This is a genomic window from Streptomyces sp. NPDC098101 (assembly GCF_044760185.1).
GTDB lineage: Bacteria > Actinomycetota > Actinomycetes > Streptomycetales > Streptomycetaceae > Streptomyces.
In genome coordinates, this window is record NZ_JBIWAS010000006.1 from 150,853 (window position 1) to 169,178 (window position 18,326).

At 73.4% G+C, this 18,326-nt stretch carries 17 protein-coding genes; 9 read left to right on the forward strand and 8 right to left on the reverse strand.

The genetic code is table 11. The annotated features are described in order from the left end of the window. Positions 1–38: 38 nt before the first annotated feature. Both chpH and ACIQVI_RS26165 read left to right on the forward strand, forming a co-directional pair. Positions 39–272, forward strand: a complete 234-nt coding sequence (gene chpH, locus ACIQVI_RS26160) for a chaplin ChpH (protein WP_030218232.1) — start codon at positions 39–41, stop codon at positions 270–272. A 140-nt stretch (positions 273–412) separates the two neighbouring features. After that, positions 413–1,111, forward strand: coding sequence for a chaplin (locus ACIQVI_RS26165; protein WP_351970998.1), 699 nt, complete (start codon positions 413–415; stop codon positions 1,109–1,111). Positions 1,112–1,249: 138 nt separating this feature from the next. Here the strand turns inward: ACIQVI_RS26165 and ACIQVI_RS26170 are convergent, their stop codons facing one another. After that, positions 1,250–1,438, reverse strand: a complete 189-nt coding sequence (locus ACIQVI_RS26170) for a DUF5703 family protein (protein ID WP_015032473.1) — start codon at positions 1,436–1,438, stop codon at positions 1,250–1,252. A 47-nt stretch (positions 1,439–1,485) separates the two neighbouring features. Between ACIQVI_RS26170 and ACIQVI_RS26175 the strand changes: the two genes are divergently transcribed. Next, a complete protein-coding gene (locus ACIQVI_RS26175; protein ID WP_403600085.1) occupies positions 1,486–2,172 on the forward strand; it encodes a hypothetical protein in 687 nt (228 codons plus the stop codon). A gap of 102 nt (positions 2,173–2,274) precedes the next feature. Here ACIQVI_RS26175 and ACIQVI_RS26180 read toward each other — a convergent pair whose 3' ends face one another. Together ACIQVI_RS26180 and ACIQVI_RS26185 are read right to left on the reverse strand one after the other, a co-directional pair. After that, on the reverse strand, positions 2,275–4,542 hold the full coding sequence (locus ACIQVI_RS26180; protein ID WP_403600088.1) for a helix-hairpin-helix domain-containing protein: 2,268 nt from the start codon (positions 4,540–4,542) through the stop codon (positions 2,275–2,277). Further along, positions 4,539–5,516 (reverse strand): aldo/keto reductase, encoded by a 978-nt coding sequence (locus tag ACIQVI_RS26185; RefSeq protein ID WP_121828641.1) that lies wholly within the window; start codon positions 5,514–5,516, stop codon positions 4,539–4,541. The genes ACIQVI_RS26180 and ACIQVI_RS26185 overlap by 4 nt, the downstream gene beginning before the upstream one ends. 129 nt (positions 5,517–5,645) lie before the next feature. On the opposite strand from ACIQVI_RS26185, the gene ACIQVI_RS26190 reads away from it, so the two are divergent. Further along, on the forward strand, positions 5,646–6,695 hold the full coding sequence (locus ACIQVI_RS26190) for an LLM class F420-dependent oxidoreductase (RefSeq protein ID WP_121828642.1): 1,050 nt from the start codon (positions 5,646–5,648) through the stop codon (positions 6,693–6,695). Positions 6,696–6,967: 272 nt separating this feature from the next. Continuing rightward, complete coding sequence (locus tag ACIQVI_RS26195; protein WP_403600092.1) at positions 6,968–7,753, forward strand: ferritin-like domain-containing protein; 786 nt, start codon at positions 6,968–6,970, stop codon at positions 7,751–7,753. A 28-nt stretch (positions 7,754–7,781) separates the two neighbouring features. Here the strand turns inward: ACIQVI_RS26195 and corA are convergent, their stop codons facing one another. After that, on the reverse strand, positions 7,782–8,777 hold the full coding sequence (gene corA / locus ACIQVI_RS26200) for a magnesium/cobalt transporter CorA (protein WP_351970832.1): 996 nt from the start codon (positions 8,775–8,777) through the stop codon (positions 7,782–7,784). Between the two features lie 187 nt (positions 8,778–8,964). Here corA and ACIQVI_RS26205 point away from each other — a divergent pair, with 187 nt between their 5' ends. The 4 genes from ACIQVI_RS26205 (at position 8,965) to mshC (ending at position 12,549) form a co-directional block, all read left to right on the forward strand. After that, positions 8,965–9,654 carry a histidine phosphatase family protein gene (locus tag ACIQVI_RS26205; RefSeq protein ID WP_403600095.1) on the forward strand — a complete coding sequence of 230 codons (690 nt, stop codon included), beginning with the start codon at positions 8,965–8,967 and terminating at the stop codon, positions 9,652–9,654. Between the two features lie 66 nt (positions 9,655–9,720). Further along, on the forward strand, positions 9,721–10,311 hold the full coding sequence (locus ACIQVI_RS26210; RefSeq protein ID WP_351970830.1) for a DUF3090 domain-containing protein: 591 nt from the start codon (positions 9,721–9,723) through the stop codon (positions 10,309–10,311). Next, positions 10,308–11,114 carry an SCO1664 family protein gene (locus tag ACIQVI_RS26215; protein WP_403600098.1) on the forward strand — a complete coding sequence of 269 codons (807 nt, stop codon included), beginning with the start codon at positions 10,308–10,310 and terminating at the stop codon, positions 11,112–11,114. The genes ACIQVI_RS26210 and ACIQVI_RS26215 overlap by 4 nt, the downstream gene beginning before the upstream one ends. A 205-nt stretch (positions 11,115–11,319) precedes the next feature. Further along, a complete protein-coding gene (gene mshC / locus ACIQVI_RS26220) occupies positions 11,320–12,549 on the forward strand; it encodes a cysteine--1-D-myo-inosityl 2-amino-2-deoxy-alpha-D-glucopyranoside ligase (protein WP_403600101.1) in 1,230 nt (409 codons plus the stop codon). A gap of 84 nt (positions 12,550–12,633) precedes the next feature. On the opposite strand, the gene ACIQVI_RS26225 is transcribed toward mshC, so the two are convergent. From ACIQVI_RS26225 to glpK, 4 genes are all read right to left on the reverse strand, one after another. Further along, entirely contained in the window at positions 12,634–13,848 is a 1,215-nt protein-coding gene (locus ACIQVI_RS26225; RefSeq protein ID WP_403600104.1) for a PAC2 family protein, read from the reverse strand. A 141-nt stretch (positions 13,849–13,989) separates the two neighbouring features. After that, complete coding sequence (locus tag ACIQVI_RS26230; protein WP_351970826.1) at positions 13,990–15,051, reverse strand: LLM class flavin-dependent oxidoreductase; 1,062 nt, start codon at positions 15,049–15,051, stop codon at positions 13,990–13,992. Between the two features lie 99 nt (positions 15,052–15,150). After that, positions 15,151–16,755, reverse strand: a complete 1,605-nt coding sequence (locus tag ACIQVI_RS26235) for a glycerol-3-phosphate dehydrogenase/oxidase (RefSeq protein WP_161372153.1) — start codon at positions 16,753–16,755, stop codon at positions 15,151–15,153. Positions 16,756–16,782: 27 nt separating this feature from the next. Further along, positions 16,783–18,318, reverse strand: a complete 1,536-nt coding sequence (gene glpK, locus ACIQVI_RS26240) for a glycerol kinase GlpK (RefSeq protein WP_351970825.1) — start codon at positions 18,316–18,318, stop codon at positions 16,783–16,785. Positions 18,319–18,326: the final 8 nt, after the last annotated feature.

Genomic DNA, 18,326 nt, shown 5'->3' on the forward strand with positions numbered 1-18,326 from the left:
GTCCGCGGCTGGGGCCGCATTGCCAACTAGGAGGAATAATGATCAAGAAGGTCGTCGCTGCTGCGGCTGCCACTGGCGGTCTCGTTCTCGCGGGTGCGGGCATGGCCGTTGCCGACGCGGGTGCCCAGGGTGCGGCCATCGGTTCCCCCGGTGTCCTCTCGGGCAACGTCGTCCAGGTGCCGGTTCACGTTCCCGTGAACCTGTGCGGCAACACGGTCTCCGTGATCGGCCTGCTGAACCCCGCCTTCGGCAACACCTGCGTCAACGCCTGACGTTGTGCCCCGCCCCCTGAGGGCGTGAGCCGGTCCGGCCCCGGAGTGCGTGCCATGCACTCCGGGGCCGGTGGCCATTTCCGCCCCGGGCCCTTCGCCCGGTGGCACTTCTTCGAAGCCGAGCAGGCAGGGAACAAGCTATGCGACAGGTCACGCGCAAGGGCCTCATCACCGTTGCGGCCGCCGGCGGCGTCTTCGCCGCGGTCGGCGGCGGTTATGCGCACGCCGACTCCGGTGCGAACGGTGCGGCCACGAATTCCCCGGGCGTCGCGTCCGGGAATTCCGTCCAGGTCCCGGTGCACGTGCCGGTGAACGCCTGCGGGAACACCGTCAGCGTCGTCGGGCTGCTGAACCCGGCGATGGGCAACAAGTGCGCCAACGTCTCCGACTCCGGCAAGCCGGGCAAGCCCGGCGGATCCTCCGCCGGGGGCCACACGAGCGGCTCGCCCGGCGTGGGCTCCGGCAACAACGTCCAGGTGCCCGTCGACGTCCCGGTGAACGTCTGCGGCAACAGCGTCTCGGTCATCGGACTCCTCAACCCGGCCGCGGGCAACGACTGCGGCAACGGCGTCGAGCCGACGCGTCCGGGGACCCCGGAGACCCCCGAGACGCCGGAGACCCCCGGAAACCCGGGCACCCCGGGGAACCCCGGCACCCCCGGAAACCCCGGCACCGACGGCGGGTCGAACAACCCCGACACGCACGTCGTGGCGCCGCCCCGGGCCGTCGAGGAGCTCGCCGAGACCGGCTCCGGACCGCTCGGCGTGATCGTCCCCGCCGGCGCCGGACTGCTGCTCGCCGGTTCGCTGATCTACCGCCGCGCCCGCCGCGCCGCCTGAGACCGCCGTACGGCCCGGGGCCGCGCCTCCTGAGGCCGCCGCGTCGCTCGCGGACCGGAGCGCGGCCCGAGGCCGTGTGACACGCGCCACGCACAGGGGCCCCGCACACCGCGGGGCCCCTTCTCGTCGTTCTCCCGGCTACCAGGTCGCCCTGACCTGGCGGATGATCCGCCGCTTCAGCCGCACTCTGCGGCTCCCGTCCCGGTGCAGGCTCAGACGGTCCAACTCCCAGTGTCCGTACTCGGCATGATCGGTCAGCAGCCGCGTCGCCTCCTTGCGGGAGACACCGCGCGGCACGTACACGTCGACAAATTCGTATTCCGGCATCGCATCTATTGTGCGGGCACCGCCCCGGTACGGATAGCGTCTGTCCCATGTCTGATGCTGCGCAGCCCACCGCTGCCGAGGTACGTGCCGCCGCCGAGGCGGTCAAAGCCGCACTGGACCGTCACCTCGCGGCGGTCGAACGCCGCACGGGGGACGACGACCCGGCCGTCTACGAGGCCTTCAACGCCCTGGCCTCGGCGGCCGAGACCTACGACGAACTCCTCTACGACCACTACGACGAGGTCACCCCCTTCGAGATCCCCGGCGCGGACGGCTCCCTGCCGCCGTACACCGGGCCCGACGAGCCCCACGCCCTCAGCCTCCTGATCCGCCGCGACTACGCCGTGGCGGAACCCCGGCGCCTGCTCGCCCAGGCCCGCCGCGTCGCCGAGAGCGGCGGCGAGGACGTCACCGGGGCGGCCGCCAAGGCCGGGGTCTCGCCCCTCGCCGCGCTCGGCGTGCTCTTCGGCGAGTACGAACCGGACGAGATCGCCTCCCGGCACAAGGACTTCGGTCTGGAGGAGGGCGACTCCACGCTCTGGGTCGTCGCGGCCGACGAACTCCCCGAACCGGGGGAGTGGCTCAACGCCCCCTTCGAGCACGCCGATCCGGAGCGGATCGTCTGCCGCTTCGACGTCAGCGCCGTCTTCGACGAGGACGCGGACGAGGACGGGGGCGGGGACGATGGTGAGGGCGGCAACGGCCGCGGCCCGTCCGGGAGGGCCCGCGCCTGACCCCCCGGGCCGACACGGAGACGCGGGACGGAGACAGGGGAGGGCCGGGACACCGTACGAGGTGTCCCGGCCCTCCCGCCGCTCCCGGTGCCTTCCCGCTCCCTACTCCTCGGAGGCGGCGAGCAGCGCCTCCAGGAGCGGCCGCAGCCGTGTCGTGCGCTCCGGGGCCACCCCCTCGGCCACCGCGCGGGGCAGCGCCTGGTCCACCCCGTGCACGACCGACAGATGGCGCTCCGCCCGGCCGAAGGCCGTGTACACCCAGGACCGGCTCAGACCCCCGGCCGCGTCCCCGGGCAGCACCGCGACCACCGCGGGCCAGCGCGTCCCGGCCGCCTGGTGCGCGGTGAGCGCCCAGCCGTGCCGCAGCGCCGACTCCACCCGCTCCTTCGGTACGAGGACCTCCTCGTCCCCGCACCGCAGCCGCAGGCCCTCGGCGTCGGCCGACAGGACCGTGCCGGTGACCGTCCGCCCGGGCACGGGCGCGTACGCCACCCGGTCCCCGGGGTCGTAGCCGCCGAACCGGCCGGGCCCCGGGTTGAGCCGCTGCTTGAGGGCCGCGTTCAGCGCGCGCGTGCCCGCCGAGCCGCCGTGGCCGACCGTGACGACCTGCGTCCGCTCCGGCGGCACCCCGAACGCCCGGGGCACCGAGTCGGCCACCAGCTGGACGGTGCGGTGCACGGCCTCGCCCGCGTCCCGCACCGGGACGATGACGATCTCCTTGCCGGGCGCCTCGACCTGGTTCAGCTCACCGGCGCCGATGCCCGACACCAGCTCGCCGAGCGGCCCCGGGTCGGGGACGCGCGAGGCGATCCGGGGGCACACCCGGGCCGCGAGCGCGTCGGCGAAGACCCGGCCCGCGCCCGGCGCCCCGAGGACCTCCGGGTCGCCGCTCAGGACCAGGCGGCAGCCGTCCGGAAGCGACTCCACGAGGATCGCGGCCGTCTCCACGTCCAGCTGCGGCGCGTCCAGCACCACCAAGAGGTCCAGGGCGAAGGCGCCGTCCTCGTCCCGGCCCGGTCCGGCCGCCCCGGACAGCAGGGCGGCGACCGTCACGGCCTCCGTCCCCGGGGCGCCGAGCGCGCGCCGCCCCTCGTCGGAGTGGACCGCGACCAGGGCGCGCAGGCCCCGCTCGCGGGCCGCCGGGGCGAGCGCCACCGGCTCGGCGCGGGCGGCCTCGCCGCCGGTGTGCAGGACGAGGCCGTGAGCCCCGGCGGCGCGTTCGAGCTCGGAGCCCTCCCAGGTGTCCGCCGTCGCCGTCCTGACGAGACGGGCGAGGCCCTCCGCGAGGCTCTCCTCCGCGAGCGCGTACCGGTCGAGGCCGAGCAGCGCGGGCGGCTCCTCGCCGCCCTCGCCGTTCTCCCCGCTCTGGCCGGGCTCCTCTGTCTCCGCGTCCTCCTCCGTCTCCTCCGGGGCCTCCGGCTCCTCCTGGAAGAGGAGGACCGCTCCCTCGGAGACCGCCGTCTCGATCGCCCCGTCGGGGTCGGGCACGGAGTGCGCGGCGAGCCCGGCGCGCACCGCCCCGGCCTCCAGGGCAGTGTCCCCCCGGAGCGCGGCCCGCTCCAGGAGCCACACGGTGAGGGCGACCGTCCGGCGCGGGTCGCCGGGGCCGCAGTCGGGGCCGAGCAGCGCCCGCGCGAAGCCGTCGGCCTGCTCCGGCCGCACTCCCGCCACCGCGAGGAGCTGCCAGGGGTCGTCGGCCAGCGCCGTCGCCGCGCCCTCGCCGAGCGCGGCGGCCACCTGCCCGGCCAGCGCCTCCGGGGCGCCGCCCCGTGCGAGGACCTCGCGGACGGCGGCCGTGGTGCCGGGCGCCGGGACCGTGGTCGGGTCCGATGCGGGGGGCCGGGGGGCGGCCACCGGGGCCGGTCCGGGGGCAGGGGGCCCGGGCACCGGCTCGGCAGCCTCGTAGAAGGCACTGCCCTTGGCCGCGCCGCCCTCCACGGCCCGGACCGCCGCGAGGAGGTCCGCCGCGGTGCCGCTCAGCTTGGCGCCGGCCGCCACCGGGCCGTCCTTCCCGGCCTTCCGCGCCTCGATCCTCGCCCGCAGCTCCCGCTGCGCGGCCAGCTCGGCCTGCGCCTCGCTCAACCCGGACGCGTCGGCGTCCCCGGCCGGCTGCTCAGAGGCTTCTCCGGCGCCCTCGGCAGGCTTCCCGGAGGTCTCTCCGGCCTCCTCGACCGGCTTCCCGGAGACCTCCCCGGTCTCCTCGACCGGCTTCCCGGAGGCCTCCCCGGTCTCCTCGGCAGGCCTCTCGGAGGTCCCCCCGGCCTCCCCGGCGGCCTCGGTCTCGGCCGGCCCGGTCTCCTCCCGTACGTCCTCGGTGGGCTCCACGTCCTCGGGTGCCTCGGGCGCGGTCTCCCCGGAAGGCTCGGTCACAAGGTGCTCCAGTCGTGATCCGGATAGCGGTGCACGGGCGCCGACACGTCGTCCAGCGCCCGACAGATCTCGTCAGGAAGACTAAGGGTCTCCACCGACAGAGCGGCCGCGAGCTGGCGCGCCGTGCGCGCGCCGACGATCGGGGCGGTCACCCCGGGCCGGTCGCGGACCCAGGCGAGCGCCACGTGGAGCGGGGTCGTCGCGAGGCCGTCGGCCGCCGTCGTCACCGCGTCCACGATCCGGCTCGCCGCGTCGTCCAGGTACGGCTCCACGAACGGCGCCATCCGCTCCGACGCGCCCCGCGAGTCCGACGGCGTCCCGCTCCGGTACTTCCCCGTCAGGACGCCGCGCCCCAGCGGGGAGGAGGGCAGCAGGCCGATCCCGAGGTCCAGGGCGGCCGGCAGCACCTCGCGCTCCACGCCCCGCTGGAGCAGCGAGTACTCCAGCTGCGCGCCCGCGAGCCGGGTCCGGTCCCCGCCGAGCTGCCAGGTGCCCGCCTTGGCGAGCTGCCAGCCGCAGAAGTTCGCCACGCCCGCGTACCGGGCCCGTCCGCTGCGCACGGCGATGTCGAGCGCCTGGAGGGACTCCTCCAGGGGCGTGTGCGGGTCGAAGGCGTGCAGCTGCCACAGGTCCACGTGGTCCGTGCCGAGCCGGGCGAGGGAGGCGTCGAGCGCGGCGAGCAGGTGTCCGCGCGAGCCGTCCGTGCGCCGGTCGGGATCGGGGACGCTGCCCGCCTTGGTCGACAGGACGAGGTCCTGCCGGGGCACGAGCCGCTCCATGAGGCGTCCGAGCAGGTACTCCGCCTCGCCCCCGCCGTACACGTCGGCGGTGTCCACGAGCGTCCCGCCGGCGTCCCAGAACGCCTTCAGCTGCTCGGCGGCGTCGTGCTCGTCGGTGTCCCGGCCCCAGGTGAGGGTGCCGAGTCCGACGCGCGACACGCGCAGGCCCGTACGTCCGAGATGCCTCTGCTCCATGGGCGCGAGATTACTGGCCGGGGCACCGCGCGGAGAGAGCCTGTGGACAACCACGTCCTGTCGGAGGCGCCGACCGCGCGCTAGAGTCCGGCCCAGAGAGACGTTACCGATGGGTAAGGGGTGTGTGGAATGCGGCTCGGCATCAACCTCGGCTACTGGGGCGCCGGTATGGACGGCGACAACCTCGCCGTCGCGCAGGAGGCGGACCGCCTCGGATACGACGTCTGCTGGGCCGCCGAGGCCTACGGCTCCGACGCGCCCACCGTCCTCGCCTGGGTCGCGGCGAAGACCGAGCGGATCGACGTCGGCTCCGCGATCATGCAGATCCCGGCCCGGCAGCCCGCCATGACGGCGATGACCGCCGCCACCCTCGACTCGCTCAGCGGCGGCCGCTTCCGCCTCGGCCTCGGCGTCTCCGGACCCCAGGTCTCCGAGGGCTGGTACGGCGTGAAGTTCGACAAGCCGCTCGCCCGGACCCGCGAGTACGTCGAGATCGTCCGCAAGGCCATGACCCGCGAGCGCCTCAGCTACGAGGGCGAGCACTGGACCCTCCCGCTCCCGGACGGCCCCGGCAAGCCCCTCAAGCTCACCGTGCACCCGCAGCGCGAGCACATCCCGCTCTACATCGCCGCGATCGGCCCCAAGAACCTGGAGCAGACCGGCGAGATCGCCGACGGCGCCCTGCTGATCTTCCCCTCCGCCGACCACCTGGAGGACACGGCCCTGCGGCACATCCGCGCGGGCCGCGAGAAGGCCGGCCTGACCATGGACGGCTTCGACGTCTGTCCCACCGTGCCGCTCGCCCTCGGCGACGACGTCGACGCGCTCGCCGACGTGTTCCGCCCGTACACCGCCCTGTACGTCGGCGGCATGGGCAGCCGCAAGCAGAACTTCTACAACCAGCTCGCGCGGCGCATGGGCTACGAGAAGGAGGCCGCCGAGGTCCAGGACAAGTACCTGGCCGGCGACAAGACGGGCGCCGCGGCCGCCGTGCCGCACTCGCTGATCGACCGCACCACCCTGCTCGGCTCCGTCGAGCGGATCGCGGACCGGATGGCGGCCTACGCGGCGGCCGGGGTCACCACCCTCACCGTCGCCCCGGCCGGCTTCACCCTGGACGAGCGGGTGGCGGCCCTGCGGGCGGGCGTCGAGGCGCTGGAGCGGGCCGGACTCGCGTGACGCGCCGGTGGCTCCGTACGGAACGTCCCGTACGGAGCCACCGGAGAGGTCTGCGGCCGTGGTGGGGGCTCGGGGGTCTTCCCCGCCACGGCCGTCACGCAGCACAACGGCCGCGGAGGGCCCCTGGTTACGCCCCCGGGGGTCACTCTTTCGGCCGAGTCCCGCCCGCCCCCGTGTTGCCCGCCGTCCCGGACCGGACTTGACTCGTTCTCCCCGGACGGGGTGCTCCCCGGACGTACCGGAGTGCGAACGTCCGCACGGAGGTGGCGGCGATGCTCACGGCCAAGGGCCTGTTCCAGGAAATCATCGACAACGACGAGTCCTTCCGGCTCTTCTGCTCGATCGCGGCGAGCGGCGAGACCCAGGGCGGCTGGGAGAACGCCCGGATCGCGGCCCTCGTCGCCCCCGGGATGCGCGAACTCGCGCCCAAGATCGTCCGGCACGGCGCCGACGAGGACAAGCACGGCCGGATCTTCAACGCGTTGATGAAGAAGCGCGGCCTCGAACCCGTCCCGGTGCCCCCCGACACCGACTACACGATGCTGCTCGAACAGCGCGGCATCGGCCTCGCGCACGACAAGCTCCGCCGCGACGAGCCGCTGACCGAGCGGGACATCATCGTCTACCTCGCCCACAGCCGGGTCACCGAGCAGCGGGCCGCCGACCAGATGGACATGCTCGTCACGTACTTCGGGGACCACCCCGAACTGGGCAGGGCCATCCACATGATCGACAACGACGAGGCGAACCACCTCGCCTACTGCCACGAGGAACTGCTCCGGCTCGCCCGCCTGGGCCACGGCCGGCTGATCCAGCGGACCCTGCGCGAGTCCGCCCTCGTCGAGATCCAGGTCTACCGCGACGTCAGCCTCGCCGTGATGCGCCACATGGGCCGCATCCTGGAGTGGCCGAAGCCCAAGGCCCTGGCCCTCGCCGCCGGCATCCACGCCATGTACGCGTACGAGCGCCTCGCCGGATGGCACAAGATGATCGACCTCAGGACGCCCGAGCGGCTCGACGCCCTCGGAGGCCCGGCGACCCCCGCCCCCGCCTTCTGAGCCGGCGACCGGCGCGGCGGGACGTGCCCTACATCCAGCCGCGCCGCTTGAACATCCGGTACAGGACCACGACGATGCCCGTCATCACCAGGATCACCGCCGGATACCCCATCCCCCAGCGCAGCTCCGGCATGTGCTCGAAGTTCATGCCGTAGATCCCCGCGACCATGGTGGGGACCGCGGCCATGGCCGCCCACGCCGAGATCTTCCGCATGTCGTCGTTCTGCCGCACCCCCATCTGCGCCAGATGGGCCGAGAGCACGTCGGACAGCAGCCGGTCCAGGCCCTCCACCTGCTCGTTGGAGCGCATCAGGTGGTCGTTGACGTCCCGGAAGAACGGCTGGGAGTGCTCGTTCACGAACGGCACCGAACCGGCCGTGAGCCGGGCCATCGGACCGGCCAGCGGACCGCTGGCCCGGCGGAACTCCAGGACCTGCCGCTTCGCCGTGTAGATCCGCGCCGCCGTGTTGGAGGCCGCGTCCCCGCTGGGCGCGAAGACGTCCGCCTCCAGCTCCTCCAGGTCCACCTGGAGCTCGCCCGCGATCTCCAGGTAGTGGTCCACGATCGCGTCGCTCACCGCGTACAGGACCGCCGTCGGCCCGTGCTTCAGGACCTCCGGGTCGGCCTCCAGGCGCCGGCGCACCTCCGCCAGCGGGGCCCCCTCGCCGTGCCGGACCGTGACCACGAACGAGTCGCCCACGAACAGCATCAGCTCGCCGGAGGAGACCCGGTCGCTCTCCGGCTCGTACACGACCGGCTTGAGCACCATGAAGAGCGAGTCGTCGTAGACCTCCAGCTTGGGCCGCTGGTGGGCCTTCAGGGCGTCCTCGACGGCCAGCGGGTGCAGCGCGAACTCCGAGGCGACGTGGTCGAACTCCTCCTCCGTGGGCTCGTGCAGCCCCACCCACAGGAACGCGTCGTCACCCGTCGACCGCGCCTCCCCCAGGGCGTCGGAGAGGTCGGAGGGGCCGTCCATGCGGTGCCCGTCCCGGTAGATGGCAGAGTCCACGATCACGGGGCGCATTCTCCCCCCGAACGGCCCGGCCATGCATGTGCGCGGCCCGCGCGGGCCTCCGGCCGTTCCGCACGCGCGCGTGCCCGACGCCGGCAGCACCGCCCCCGATCCGAAGGCCGTTCCGCACGCACGCGTGCGCGTACCGACGTCCCCCGAGGCGCCGGGTCCGCGCCGGGCACCCCCTAGGCTGGCCGGCATGGCCACGTTGATCCTCGTCCGGCACGGACGCTCCACCGCCAACACCTCCGGGGTCCTCGCCGGGCGCACGCCCGGGATCGCGCTCGACGAGCGCGGGGCCGCGCAGGCCGCCGCCCTCCCCGGCCGCCTCGCGGACGTCCCGCTCGCCGCCGCCGTCTCCAGCCCCCTCCAGCGCTGCCGGGAGACCCTGCGCCCCCTCCTCGACGCCCGCCCGGACCTCCCGCTCCACGTCGAGGACCGGATCAACGAGTGCGACTACGGCGACTGGTCGGGCCGCAAGCTCGCCGAGCTCAACGACGAGCCCCTGATGGAGGTCGTCCAGGCGCACGCCTCCGCCGCCGCCTTCCCCGGCGGCGAGTCCATGCGCGCCATGCAGAACCGCGCCGTCGAGGCCGTACGGGACTGGAACGCGCGGATCGAGGCCGAGCACGGCGAGGACGCCTGCTACCTCATGTGCTCGCACGGCGACATCGTCAAGTCGCTCGTGGCCGACGCCCTCGGCCTCCACCTCGACCTCTTCCAGCGCGTCCACGTCGACCCCTGCTCCGTCACCGTCATCCGCTACACGCGCCTGCGTCCCTTCCTCGTCCGGCTCGGCGACACGGGGGACTTCGCCGGATTCGCCCCCCGCGAGCGCGCCGGAGGAGCCGGGACGGCCGAGGTCGGTGGCGGTGCGGGCGCACCGTGATCCCTTCGCGCAGTAGGGTGGACGCGCCGTTGTAGTACGACCGTCGAGACGCAAGGAGCCGGGAACGTGTCCCGTCAGGTGTTCCTCTACGACCCACCGGAGCGTTTCGTGGCCGGCACGGTCGGGCTGCCTGGCCGCCGTACGTTCTTCCTCCAGGCGTCCGCCGGCGGCCGGGTCACCAGCGTCGCCCTGGAGAAGATGCAGGTCGCCGCCCTCGCCGAGCGCATCGACGAACTCCTCGACGAGGTCGTGCGGCGCACCGGCGGCAACGCGCCCGTGCCCGCCGTCGCCCCCGCCGAGATCGCGGACACCGCCCCCCTCGACGCGCCCGTCGAGGAGGAGTTCCGGGTCGGCACCATGGCGCTCGCCTGGGACGGCGAGGAACAGCGCATGATCGTCGAGGCGCAGGCCCTCGTGGAGCTCGACGCGGACTCCGAGGAGGACCTCGCCGAGGCCGAGGAGCGGCTGCTCCAGGACGAGGAGAACGGCCCGCCGATGCTCCGGGTCCGCCTCACCGGCGCCCAGGCCCGGGCCTTCGCCAAGCGGGCCCTGGACGTCGTCAACGCCGGCCGCCCGCCGTGCCCGCTGTGCAGCCTGCCGCTCGACCCCGAGGGGCACGTCTGCCCCCGTCAGAACGGATACCGCCGCGGAGCATGAGCAGCAGCCCCCAGACCCTGCCGGGCGCGGAACTGCTCGCCCGCGGTGAGCTGACCGTACGCGGAAGGATCCGCGAGGCCTCCAACGCCGTGCTGTACTGCTCCGTCTCGTACGAGGGCCTGGAGGCGGCCTGCGTCTACAAGCCGGTCGCGGGGGAGCGGCCGCTGTGGGACTTCCCCGACGGCAACCTCGCCCGGCGCGAGGTCGCCGCGTACGAGGTCTCCGAGGCCACCGGCTGGGGTCTCGTCCCGCCGACCGTGCTCCGCGACGGCCCGCACGGGGAGGGCATGGTCCAGCTGTGGATCGAGGCCGACCCCGGGGCGCGGCTCCTGGCCCTCACCGAGGACGAGGAGCCGGGGGAGGGCTGGAAGGCCGTCGGGGAGGCCGAGGTCGGCGAGGGCCGCACCGCCCTCCTCGTCCACGCCGACACCCCCGGACTGCGGCGGCTCGCCGTCCTGGACGCCGTCGTCAACAACGGCGACCGCAAGGGCGGCCACCTGCTGCCGGCCCCCGGCGGGCACCTGTACGGCATCGACCACGGGGTCACCTTCCACGTCGAGGACAAGCTGCGCACCCTGCTGTGGGGATGGGCGGGCGAGGAACTGCCCGCCGAGGCGGTCGAGGTCCTCGCCCGCCTCGACCGGGACCTGGCGCCCGGGGCGCCGCTCGCCACCCGACTGGCCGAACTGCTCACCGCCGCCGAGGTGACGGCGGTACGCGCCCGCGTGGCGGCCCTGCGGACGGCCGGACGCCACCCGGAGCCCTCGGGCCTGTGGCCCGCCATCCCCTGGCCGCCCGTCTGAGAACCGCTGTCCCGGGCCCCGCTTCCGGTCCCGTACGGCTCCGGCGCCCCAGATGTTCGACCGAAAGGTTTCGGCCAAGCCGCGCCTCCGGGAAAGGCACCCCCCAGGGGTACGCACGAGCGCATTCGCCCCGCAAGACCGCCTAATCGGTCAAGATCCCGGATCCGGTTCGTATCCGGAACACCTGTCCGGTTACGCTCGGGTCATGTATGCCTGGCCCGCTTCTGAGGTCCCCGCCCTTCCCGGCAAGGGCCGCGACCTCCGGATCCACGACACCGCGACCGGCGGACGAGTCACCCTCGTCCCCGGCCCCGTCGCCCGTATCTACGTCTGCGGCATCACCCCGTACGACGCGACCCACATGGGTCACGCGGCGACCTACAACGCGTTCGACCTCGTTCAGCGCGTGTGGCTCGACACCAAGCGGCAGGTCCACTACGTCCAGAACGTGACGGACGTCGACGATCCCCTCCTGGAGCGCGCGATCCGCGACGGCGTCGACTGGGTCGGCCTCGCCGAGCGCGAGACCGCCCTCTTCCGCGAGGACATGACCGCCCTGCGGATGCTGCCCCCGCGGCACTACATCGGCGCGGTCGAGGCCATACCGGGCATCGTCCCGCTCGTCGAGCGCCTGCGGGACTCCGGCGCCGCCTACGAGCTCGACGGCGACGTCTACTTCTCCGTCGACGCCGACCCGCACTTCGGCGGGGTCTCGCACTACGACGCGGAGCTGATGCGCCACCTCTCCGCCGAGCGCGGCGGCGACCCAGAGCGCCCCGGCAAGAAGAACCCGCTCGACCCGATGCTCTGGATGGCCGCCCGCGAGGGCGAGCCGAGCTGGGACGGCGGCAGCCTCGGCGCTGGCCGCCCCGGCTGGCACATCGAGTGCGTCGCCATCGCCCTCGACCACCTCGGCATGGGCTTCGACGTGCAGGGCGGCGGCTCCGACCTGATCTTCCCGCACCACGAGATGGGCGCCTCGCACGCCCAGGCCCTCACCGGCGAGTTCCCGATGGCCAAGGCGTACGTCCACGCCGGGATGGTCGGCCTCGACGGCGAGAAGATGTCCAAGTCCCGGGGCAACCTGGTCTTCGTCTCGCAGCTGCGCCGCGACGGCGTCGACCCGGCCGCCGTCCGGCTCGCGCTCCTCTCTCACCACTACCGCGCCGACTGGGAGTGGACCGATCAGGTCCTCCAGGACGCCGTGGAGCGCCTCGGCCGCTGGCGCGCCGCCGTCTCCCGCCCCGACGGGCCGTCCGCCGACGCCCTCGTCGAGGAGGTCCGCGAGGCCCTCGCCGACGACCTCGACGCGCCGGCCGCGCTCGCCGCGGTCGACCGCTGGGCCGCGCTCCAGGAGGCCGAGGGGGGCACCGACGACTCCGCGCCCGGACTCGTCTCCCGCACCGTCGACGCGCTCCTGGGCGTCGCTCTGTAGGGCGTCGGAGAGGTCCGTACGACGTGACGGCACGAGGGAGGGGCGCCCGGTTCCGGACGCCCCTCCCGTACTGCTGACCGCTCGTTACGCGCCGGAGCCGCCGTCCGGGTCCTCGCCACGCTCCGGGGTCTCACCGGACGGGCTCTCGCCGGTCGGGTCCTCGCGGATCGGCTTTTCGCGGGTCGGCTTTTCGCCGGGCGGGCGTTCGCCGGGCGGGTTCTCTCGCTCCGGGTTCTCGCCGGACGGGCTTTCACCGGAAGGACCCTCACCGGAAGGGCCCCCGCCGTCCTCCGCCTCCGGGACCGCCTCCGTCTCCGGCCCCGGGACCGCCTCCGCGCCCGGGACCGACTCCGGTCCCGGCTGCTCCGGCTTCGGCGGGCGGGTGCGGCCGCTGCCGGGGTCCCGCAGGAACGGGGAGTCCCCGCCCTCCGTCGCCACCCCGGGCCCGGGCCCCGCGCCCGGCTCGCGCCGCCGCAGGTACCGCTCGAACTCGCGGGCGATCGCCTCGCCGGACGCCTCCGGAAGCTCCGCGGTGTCCCGCGCCTCCTCCAGGGTCTGCACGTACTCGGCGACCTCGCTGTCCTCGGCGGCCAGCTGGTCCACGCCCAGCTGCCAGGCCCGCGCGTCCTCGGGCAGCTCGCCCAGTGGGATGCGCAGCCCGATCAGGTCCTCCAGCCGGTTGAGCAGCGCCAGCGTCGCCTTCGGGTTCGGCGGCTGCGACACGTAGTGCGGCACCGCCGCCCACAGGCTCACGGCCGGCACGCCCGCGTGCGTGCACGCCTCCTGGAGGATGCCCACGATGCCCGTCGGACCCTCGTACCGGGTCTCCTCCAGGTCCATCGTGCGCGCCAGGTCCGGGTCGGAGGTCACTCCGCTGACCGGCACCGGCCGGGTGTGCGGGGTGTCGCCGAGCAGCGCGCCCAGGATCACCACCATCTCCACGCCCAGCTCGTGCGCGAAGGCGAGCAGCTCGTTGCAGAAGGAGCGCCAGCGCATCGAGGGCTCGATCCCGCGCACGAGCACCAGGTCACGGGGCTTGTCTCCGCCCACCCGGACCACGGAGAGCCTGGTCGTCGGCCAGGTGATCTTCCGCACGCCGTTGTCCAGGAAGACCGTGGGCCGGTTCACCTGGAAGTCGTAGTAGTCCTCGGCGTCGAGCGCCGCGAACACCTCGCCCTTCCACTCCCGGTCCAGGTGATCGACCGCGGTGGAGGCGGCGTCCCCGGCGTCGTTCCAGCCCTCGAACGCGGCCACCATGACCGGGTCGATCAGCTCGGGCACCCCCTCGAGCTCGATCACCCAGCGCCTCCTTCACGAAGTTCCTGTCGTACGGACCAACCTTACGGCTTTCCGGCGGTCCGTCCGCAGCCTCCGGACATCCCCGAAAACCCGTGCGGCCTTGATCGACTACCCAGGAACTCGCCTCCGCACACGGCGGCGTCACTCCTCCCAGAGCGTGCTGGGCGCCTCCCTCCGGACCACCGGGGCGATCTCCTCGGCGAACCGCTGGAGCGTCTCGGCCTGCTCGGCCGTCGACTGCCCGAAGGTGTCGACCGTGACGGACTGGAGGTCGTGCCCGTAGTGCTCGTGGTAGCCGAGGATCTTGTCGATGATCTGCTGCGGCGAGCCGATCAGCTGCGGGCCGCCCGCGACGGCGTCCTCGATCGTGCGGAACGGGGTGTTGTAGCCGGCCTTCCCCTCCAGGTCCGGCCGGAAGCTCTGCCGGATCCTCGCCTCGTACAGGTCCTTGTAGCGGGTGACCGCCTGCTCGGGGGTGTCGGCGATGAGCAGGCCGCCGGAACCGGCCGCCACGCGCGCGTGGGCCGGATCGTGCCCGTACTCCTCGAACTTCTCCCGGTAGTGGGCGATGAGCCGCGCGTACGCCTCTCGGGGCTGGATCGCGTTGGCGGTGAAGAGCGGGTCGCCGTGCTTGGCCGCGAGCTCGGGGGAGTTGAGGCTGGTGGCCGAGCCGTGCCAGATCCGGGGCGGACCGGCGTACGGGCGCGGCACCGTGGTCACACCCTTCAGGGCGGGCCGGAACTCGCCCTCCCAGTCGACGCCCTCCTCGGTCCAGAGGCGGCGGAGCAGCTCGTACTTCTCCTTCTGGAGGTCCCACTGCCGCTCCTCGTCCAGGCCGAAGAGGTCGAAGTGACCGGCCTCCGCGCCCTTGCCGACGACGAGTTCGAGCCGGCCCCGGGAGAGCTGGTCGAGGGTGGCGTAGTCCTCTGCGACCCGGACCGGGTCGAGGATCGCGACCACGGTCACGCCGGTGAGGAGCCGGATCCGGGTGGTGCGGGCGGCGAGCGCGGCGAGCAGCACGGTCGGGGCCGAGGAGAGGAACGCGCCCGCGTGCCGCTCGCCGACCGCGTACGCGTCGAAGCCCAGCCGTTCGGCGGTCTCGCCGAGCGCGACGACCTGCTCCAAGCGGTCCGCGGCGGAGAGCAGTTCGCCGGTGAGCGGGTGCGGGGAGTGGTGGACGATCGTGAGCACTTGAAACTTCATGCTTCAACTCTGCGCGCGCAGTGTTGCGGGCGTGTGGACGCGATGTGGCACGCCGAAGGGGCGGCCCCCGAAGAGGAACCGCCCCTGTGCGTCGGCGAGTTACTCGCCCAGCATCGACTCGACCCCGGCGCGGACCTCGTCCGTCGCCAGGCCGCGGATGGTCAGCGTCGTGCGGCGGCGCAGCACGTCGTCGGCCGTCTCGGCCCACTCGTGGTCGCGGGCGTAGGCGACCTGGGCCCAGATCTCCGGCGCGTCCGGGTGGATGCGGCGGGCCAGCTCCGGGTTCTCGTTCGCCATGCGGGCGATCTCGAAGGAGAGCGAGCCGTAGTGCGTCGCCAGGTGCTTGGCGGTGTCGGCGGCCATGCGCGGACCGGGCGCCGGGCCGTCGACGAGCAGCCGGTGGGCGACCGCGTTCGGGTTGGCTATGCCGGGCAGCGGCAGCCGCTTCGGCAGCGCCGACACCGGCTCGTAGTCCTCGCCGAGCGGGTGGCCCGGCAGCTGCTCCAGCTTCTTCATGACCGTGCGGCCGATGTGGCGGAAGGTCGTCCACTTGCCGCCGGCCACCGACAGCATCCCGCCGCGGCCCTCGGTCACGACCGTCTCGCGCTTGGCCTTGGAGGTGTCGCCGGGGCCGCCGGGGAGCACCCGCAGACCGGCGAAGGCGTAGGTGATGAGGTCGCGCGACAGCTGCTGGTCGCGGATGGAGAAGGCGGCCTCGTCCAGGATCTGGGCGGTGTCCTTCTCGGTGACCTCGACCTGGCCGGGGTCGCCCTCGTACTCCTCGTCGGTGGTGCCGAGCAGCAGCATGTCCTCCCAGGGGAGGGCGAAGGTGATGCGGTACTTGTCGATCGGGGTGGCGAGCGCGGCCTTCCACGGCGAGGTCCGCTTCAGGACCAGGTGAGCGCCCTTGGAGAGGCGGATGGAGGGGGCCGCGTTCGGGTCCTCCATCCTCCGCAGGTGGTCGACCCACGGGCCGGTCGCGTTGAGGACCAGACGGGCGCTCACGCCGAACTCGTCGCCGCTGGTGCGGTCCTTCAGCTCGGCGCCGGTGACCCGGCCGCGGGTGAAGCGCAGACCGGTGACCTCGGCGTGGTTGAGGACGGTGGCGCCGGCGTCGACCGCGGCGCGGACCGTCATCAGGGCCATCCGGGCGTCGTTCATCTGGTCGTCGCCGTAGACGGCCACGGCCTTCAGGTTGTCGGTCCGCAGCTCCGGCACGTCCTGCGCGGCCTTGGCGGGGGAGAGCAGGTGGCCGACGCCGTCGCCGAACGCCGAGAGGGCGGAGTACGCGAAGACGCCCGCGCCCAGCTTGGCCGCGCCGTGCGGGCCGCCCTTGTAGACGGGCAGGTAGAAGGTGAGGGGGTTGGCGAGGTGCGGGGCCACCTGGCGGGAGACCGCGCGCCGCTCGAAGTGGTTCTCCGCCACCAGCTTCACCGCGCCGGTCTGCAGGTAGCGCAGGCCGCCGTGGAGCAGCTTGGAGGAGGCGGAGGAGGTGGCGCCGGCGAAGTCGCCGGCGTCCACCAGGGCCACCCGCAGGCCCGACTGCGCGGCGTGCCAGGCGGTGGAGATGCCCAGGATGCCGCCGCCGATCACCAGGAGGTCGTACGTCGCCTTGGAGAGCTGTTCCCGGGTCTCGGCGCGGCTCGGCAGGGAACCGGCAGCCGGGCGCGTCCCCAGGGCGGGGACGCTCTGCAGGGTGGTCATGTCGCTTACTCCTCTTACTGCTCGCTCTTACTGCTCGTCGGATTCGTCTTCGAGCCAGCCCATGGAACGCTCGACGGCCTTCAGCCAGCTCTTGTACTCGCGGTCGCGCTTGTCGGCGTCCATGCGGGGGGTCCATTCGGCGGCCCGCCGCCAGTTGGCGCGCAGCGCGTCGGTGTCGGGCCAGAAGCCGACGGCCAGGCCGGCGGCGTAGGCGGCGCCGAGGCAGGTGGTCTCGGCGACCATGGGGCGCACGACGGGCGCGTCCAGGAAGTCCGAGAGGGTCTGCATCAGCAGGTTGTTGGAGGTCATGCCGCCGTCGACCTTGAGCGCGGTCAGTTCGACGCCGGAGTCCTTCGTCATGGCGTCGGTGATCTCGCGGGTCTGCCAGGCGGTGGCCTCCAGGACGGCGCGGGCGATGTGCGCCTTGGTGACGTACCGGGTGAGGCCGGCGATGACGCCGCGCGCGTCGGAGCGCCAGTACGGGGCGAACAGGCCGGAGAAGGCCGGGACGAAGTAGGCGCCGCCGTTGTCCTCGACCGAGGACGCGAGGGTCTCGATCTCGGCGGCGGACTTGATCAGGCCCATCTGGTCGCGCATCCACTGCACCAGGGAGCCGGTGACGGCGATCGAGCCCTCCAGGGCGTAGACCGGCTTCTCGTCGCCGATCCGGTAGCCGACCGTGGTCAGCAGGCCGCTGTAGGAGTTGATGATCTTCTCGCCGGTGTTCATCAGCATGAAGGTGCCGGTGCCGTACGTGGACTTGGCCTCGCCCTCGGCGAAACACGTCTGGCCGAAGAGGGCGGCCTGCTGGTCGCCGAGCGCGGAGGCGACCGGGACGCCGTCGAGGACGCCGCCCTTGACCGTGCCGTACACCTCGGCGGAGGAGCGGATCTCCGGCAGGACGGCGGCCGGGACCTCCATGGACTGCAGGATGCGCTCGTCCCACGCCATCTCGTGGAGGTTCATCAGCATGGTGCGGGAGGCGTTGGTGACGTCGGTGACGTGCACGCCGCCGTCGACGCCGCCGGTCAGGTTCCAGATGACCCAGGAGTCCATGGTCCCGAAGAGGATGTCGCCGCGCTCGGCGCGCTCGCGCAGGCCCTCGACGTTGTCGAGCAGCCAGCGGACCTTGGGGCCGGAGAAGTACGAGGCGAGGGGGAGGCCGGTCTCGCGGCGGAAGCGGTCCTGGCCGACGTTGCGGCCGAGCTCCCGGCAGAGGGCGTCGGTGCGGGTGTCCTGCCAGACGAGGGCGTTGTGGACGGGCTCGCCGGTGTGCCTGTCCCACAGCAGCGTGGTCTCGCGCTGGTTGGTGATGCCGATGGCCTTGACGTCGGCGGCGGTGATCTCCGCCTTCTCCAGGGCGCCGGCGACGACCTCCTGGACGTTGGTCCAGATCTCGGCGGCGTCGTGCTCCACCCAGCCCGGCTTCGGGAAGATCTGCTCGTGCTCCTTCTGGTCGACGGAGACGATCCGGCCGTCCTTGTCGAAGACGATGCAGCGGGAGGAGGTGGTGCCCTGGTCGATGGCGGCGATGAAGGGGCCGGAGGTGTGTGCGTCGGTCACGGTGTGCT

Coding starts and splice junctions, on each gene's coding strand:
- ACIQVI_RS26195 (WP_403600092.1), top strand. CDS start 6,968: ATGCTCACGGCCAAGGGCCTGTTCCAGGAAATCATCGACAACGACGAG.
- ACIQVI_RS26170 (WP_015032473.1), bottom strand. CDS start 1,438: ATGCCGGAATACGAATTTGTCGACGTGTACGTGCCGCGCGGTGTCTCC.
- mshC (WP_403600101.1), top strand. CDS start 11,320: ATGTATGCCTGGCCCGCTTCTGAGGTCCCCGCCCTTCCCGGCAAGGGC.
- ACIQVI_RS26190 (WP_121828642.1), top strand. CDS start 5,646: ATGCGGCTCGGCATCAACCTCGGCTACTGGGGCGCCGGTATGGACGGC.
- ACIQVI_RS26215 (WP_403600098.1), top strand. CDS start 10,308: ATGAGCAGCAGCCCCCAGACCCTGCCGGGCGCGGAACTGCTCGCCCGC.
- ACIQVI_RS26175 (WP_403600085.1), top strand. CDS start 1,486: ATGTCTGATGCTGCGCAGCCCACCGCTGCCGAGGTACGTGCCGCCGCC.
- ACIQVI_RS26185 (WP_121828641.1), bottom strand. CDS start 5,516: ATGGAGCAGAGGCATCTCGGACGTACGGGCCTGCGCGTGTCGCGCGTC.
- ACIQVI_RS26235 (WP_161372153.1), bottom strand. CDS start 16,755: ATGACCACCCTGCAGAGCGTCCCCGCCCTGGGGACGCGCCCGGCTGCC.
- ACIQVI_RS26230 (WP_351970826.1), bottom strand. CDS start 15,051: ATGAAGTTTCAAGTGCTCACGATCGTCCACCACTCCCCGCACCCGCTC.
- corA (WP_351970832.1), bottom strand. CDS start 8,777: ATGCGCCCCGTGATCGTGGACTCTGCCATCTACCGGGACGGGCACCGC.
- ACIQVI_RS26165 (WP_351970998.1), top strand. CDS start 413: ATGCGACAGGTCACGCGCAAGGGCCTCATCACCGTTGCGGCCGCCGGC.
- chpH (WP_030218232.1), top strand. CDS start 39: ATGATCAAGAAGGTCGTCGCTGCTGCGGCTGCCACTGGCGGTCTCGTT.
- ACIQVI_RS26205 (WP_403600095.1), top strand. CDS start 8,965: ATGGCCACGTTGATCCTCGTCCGGCACGGACGCTCCACCGCCAACACC.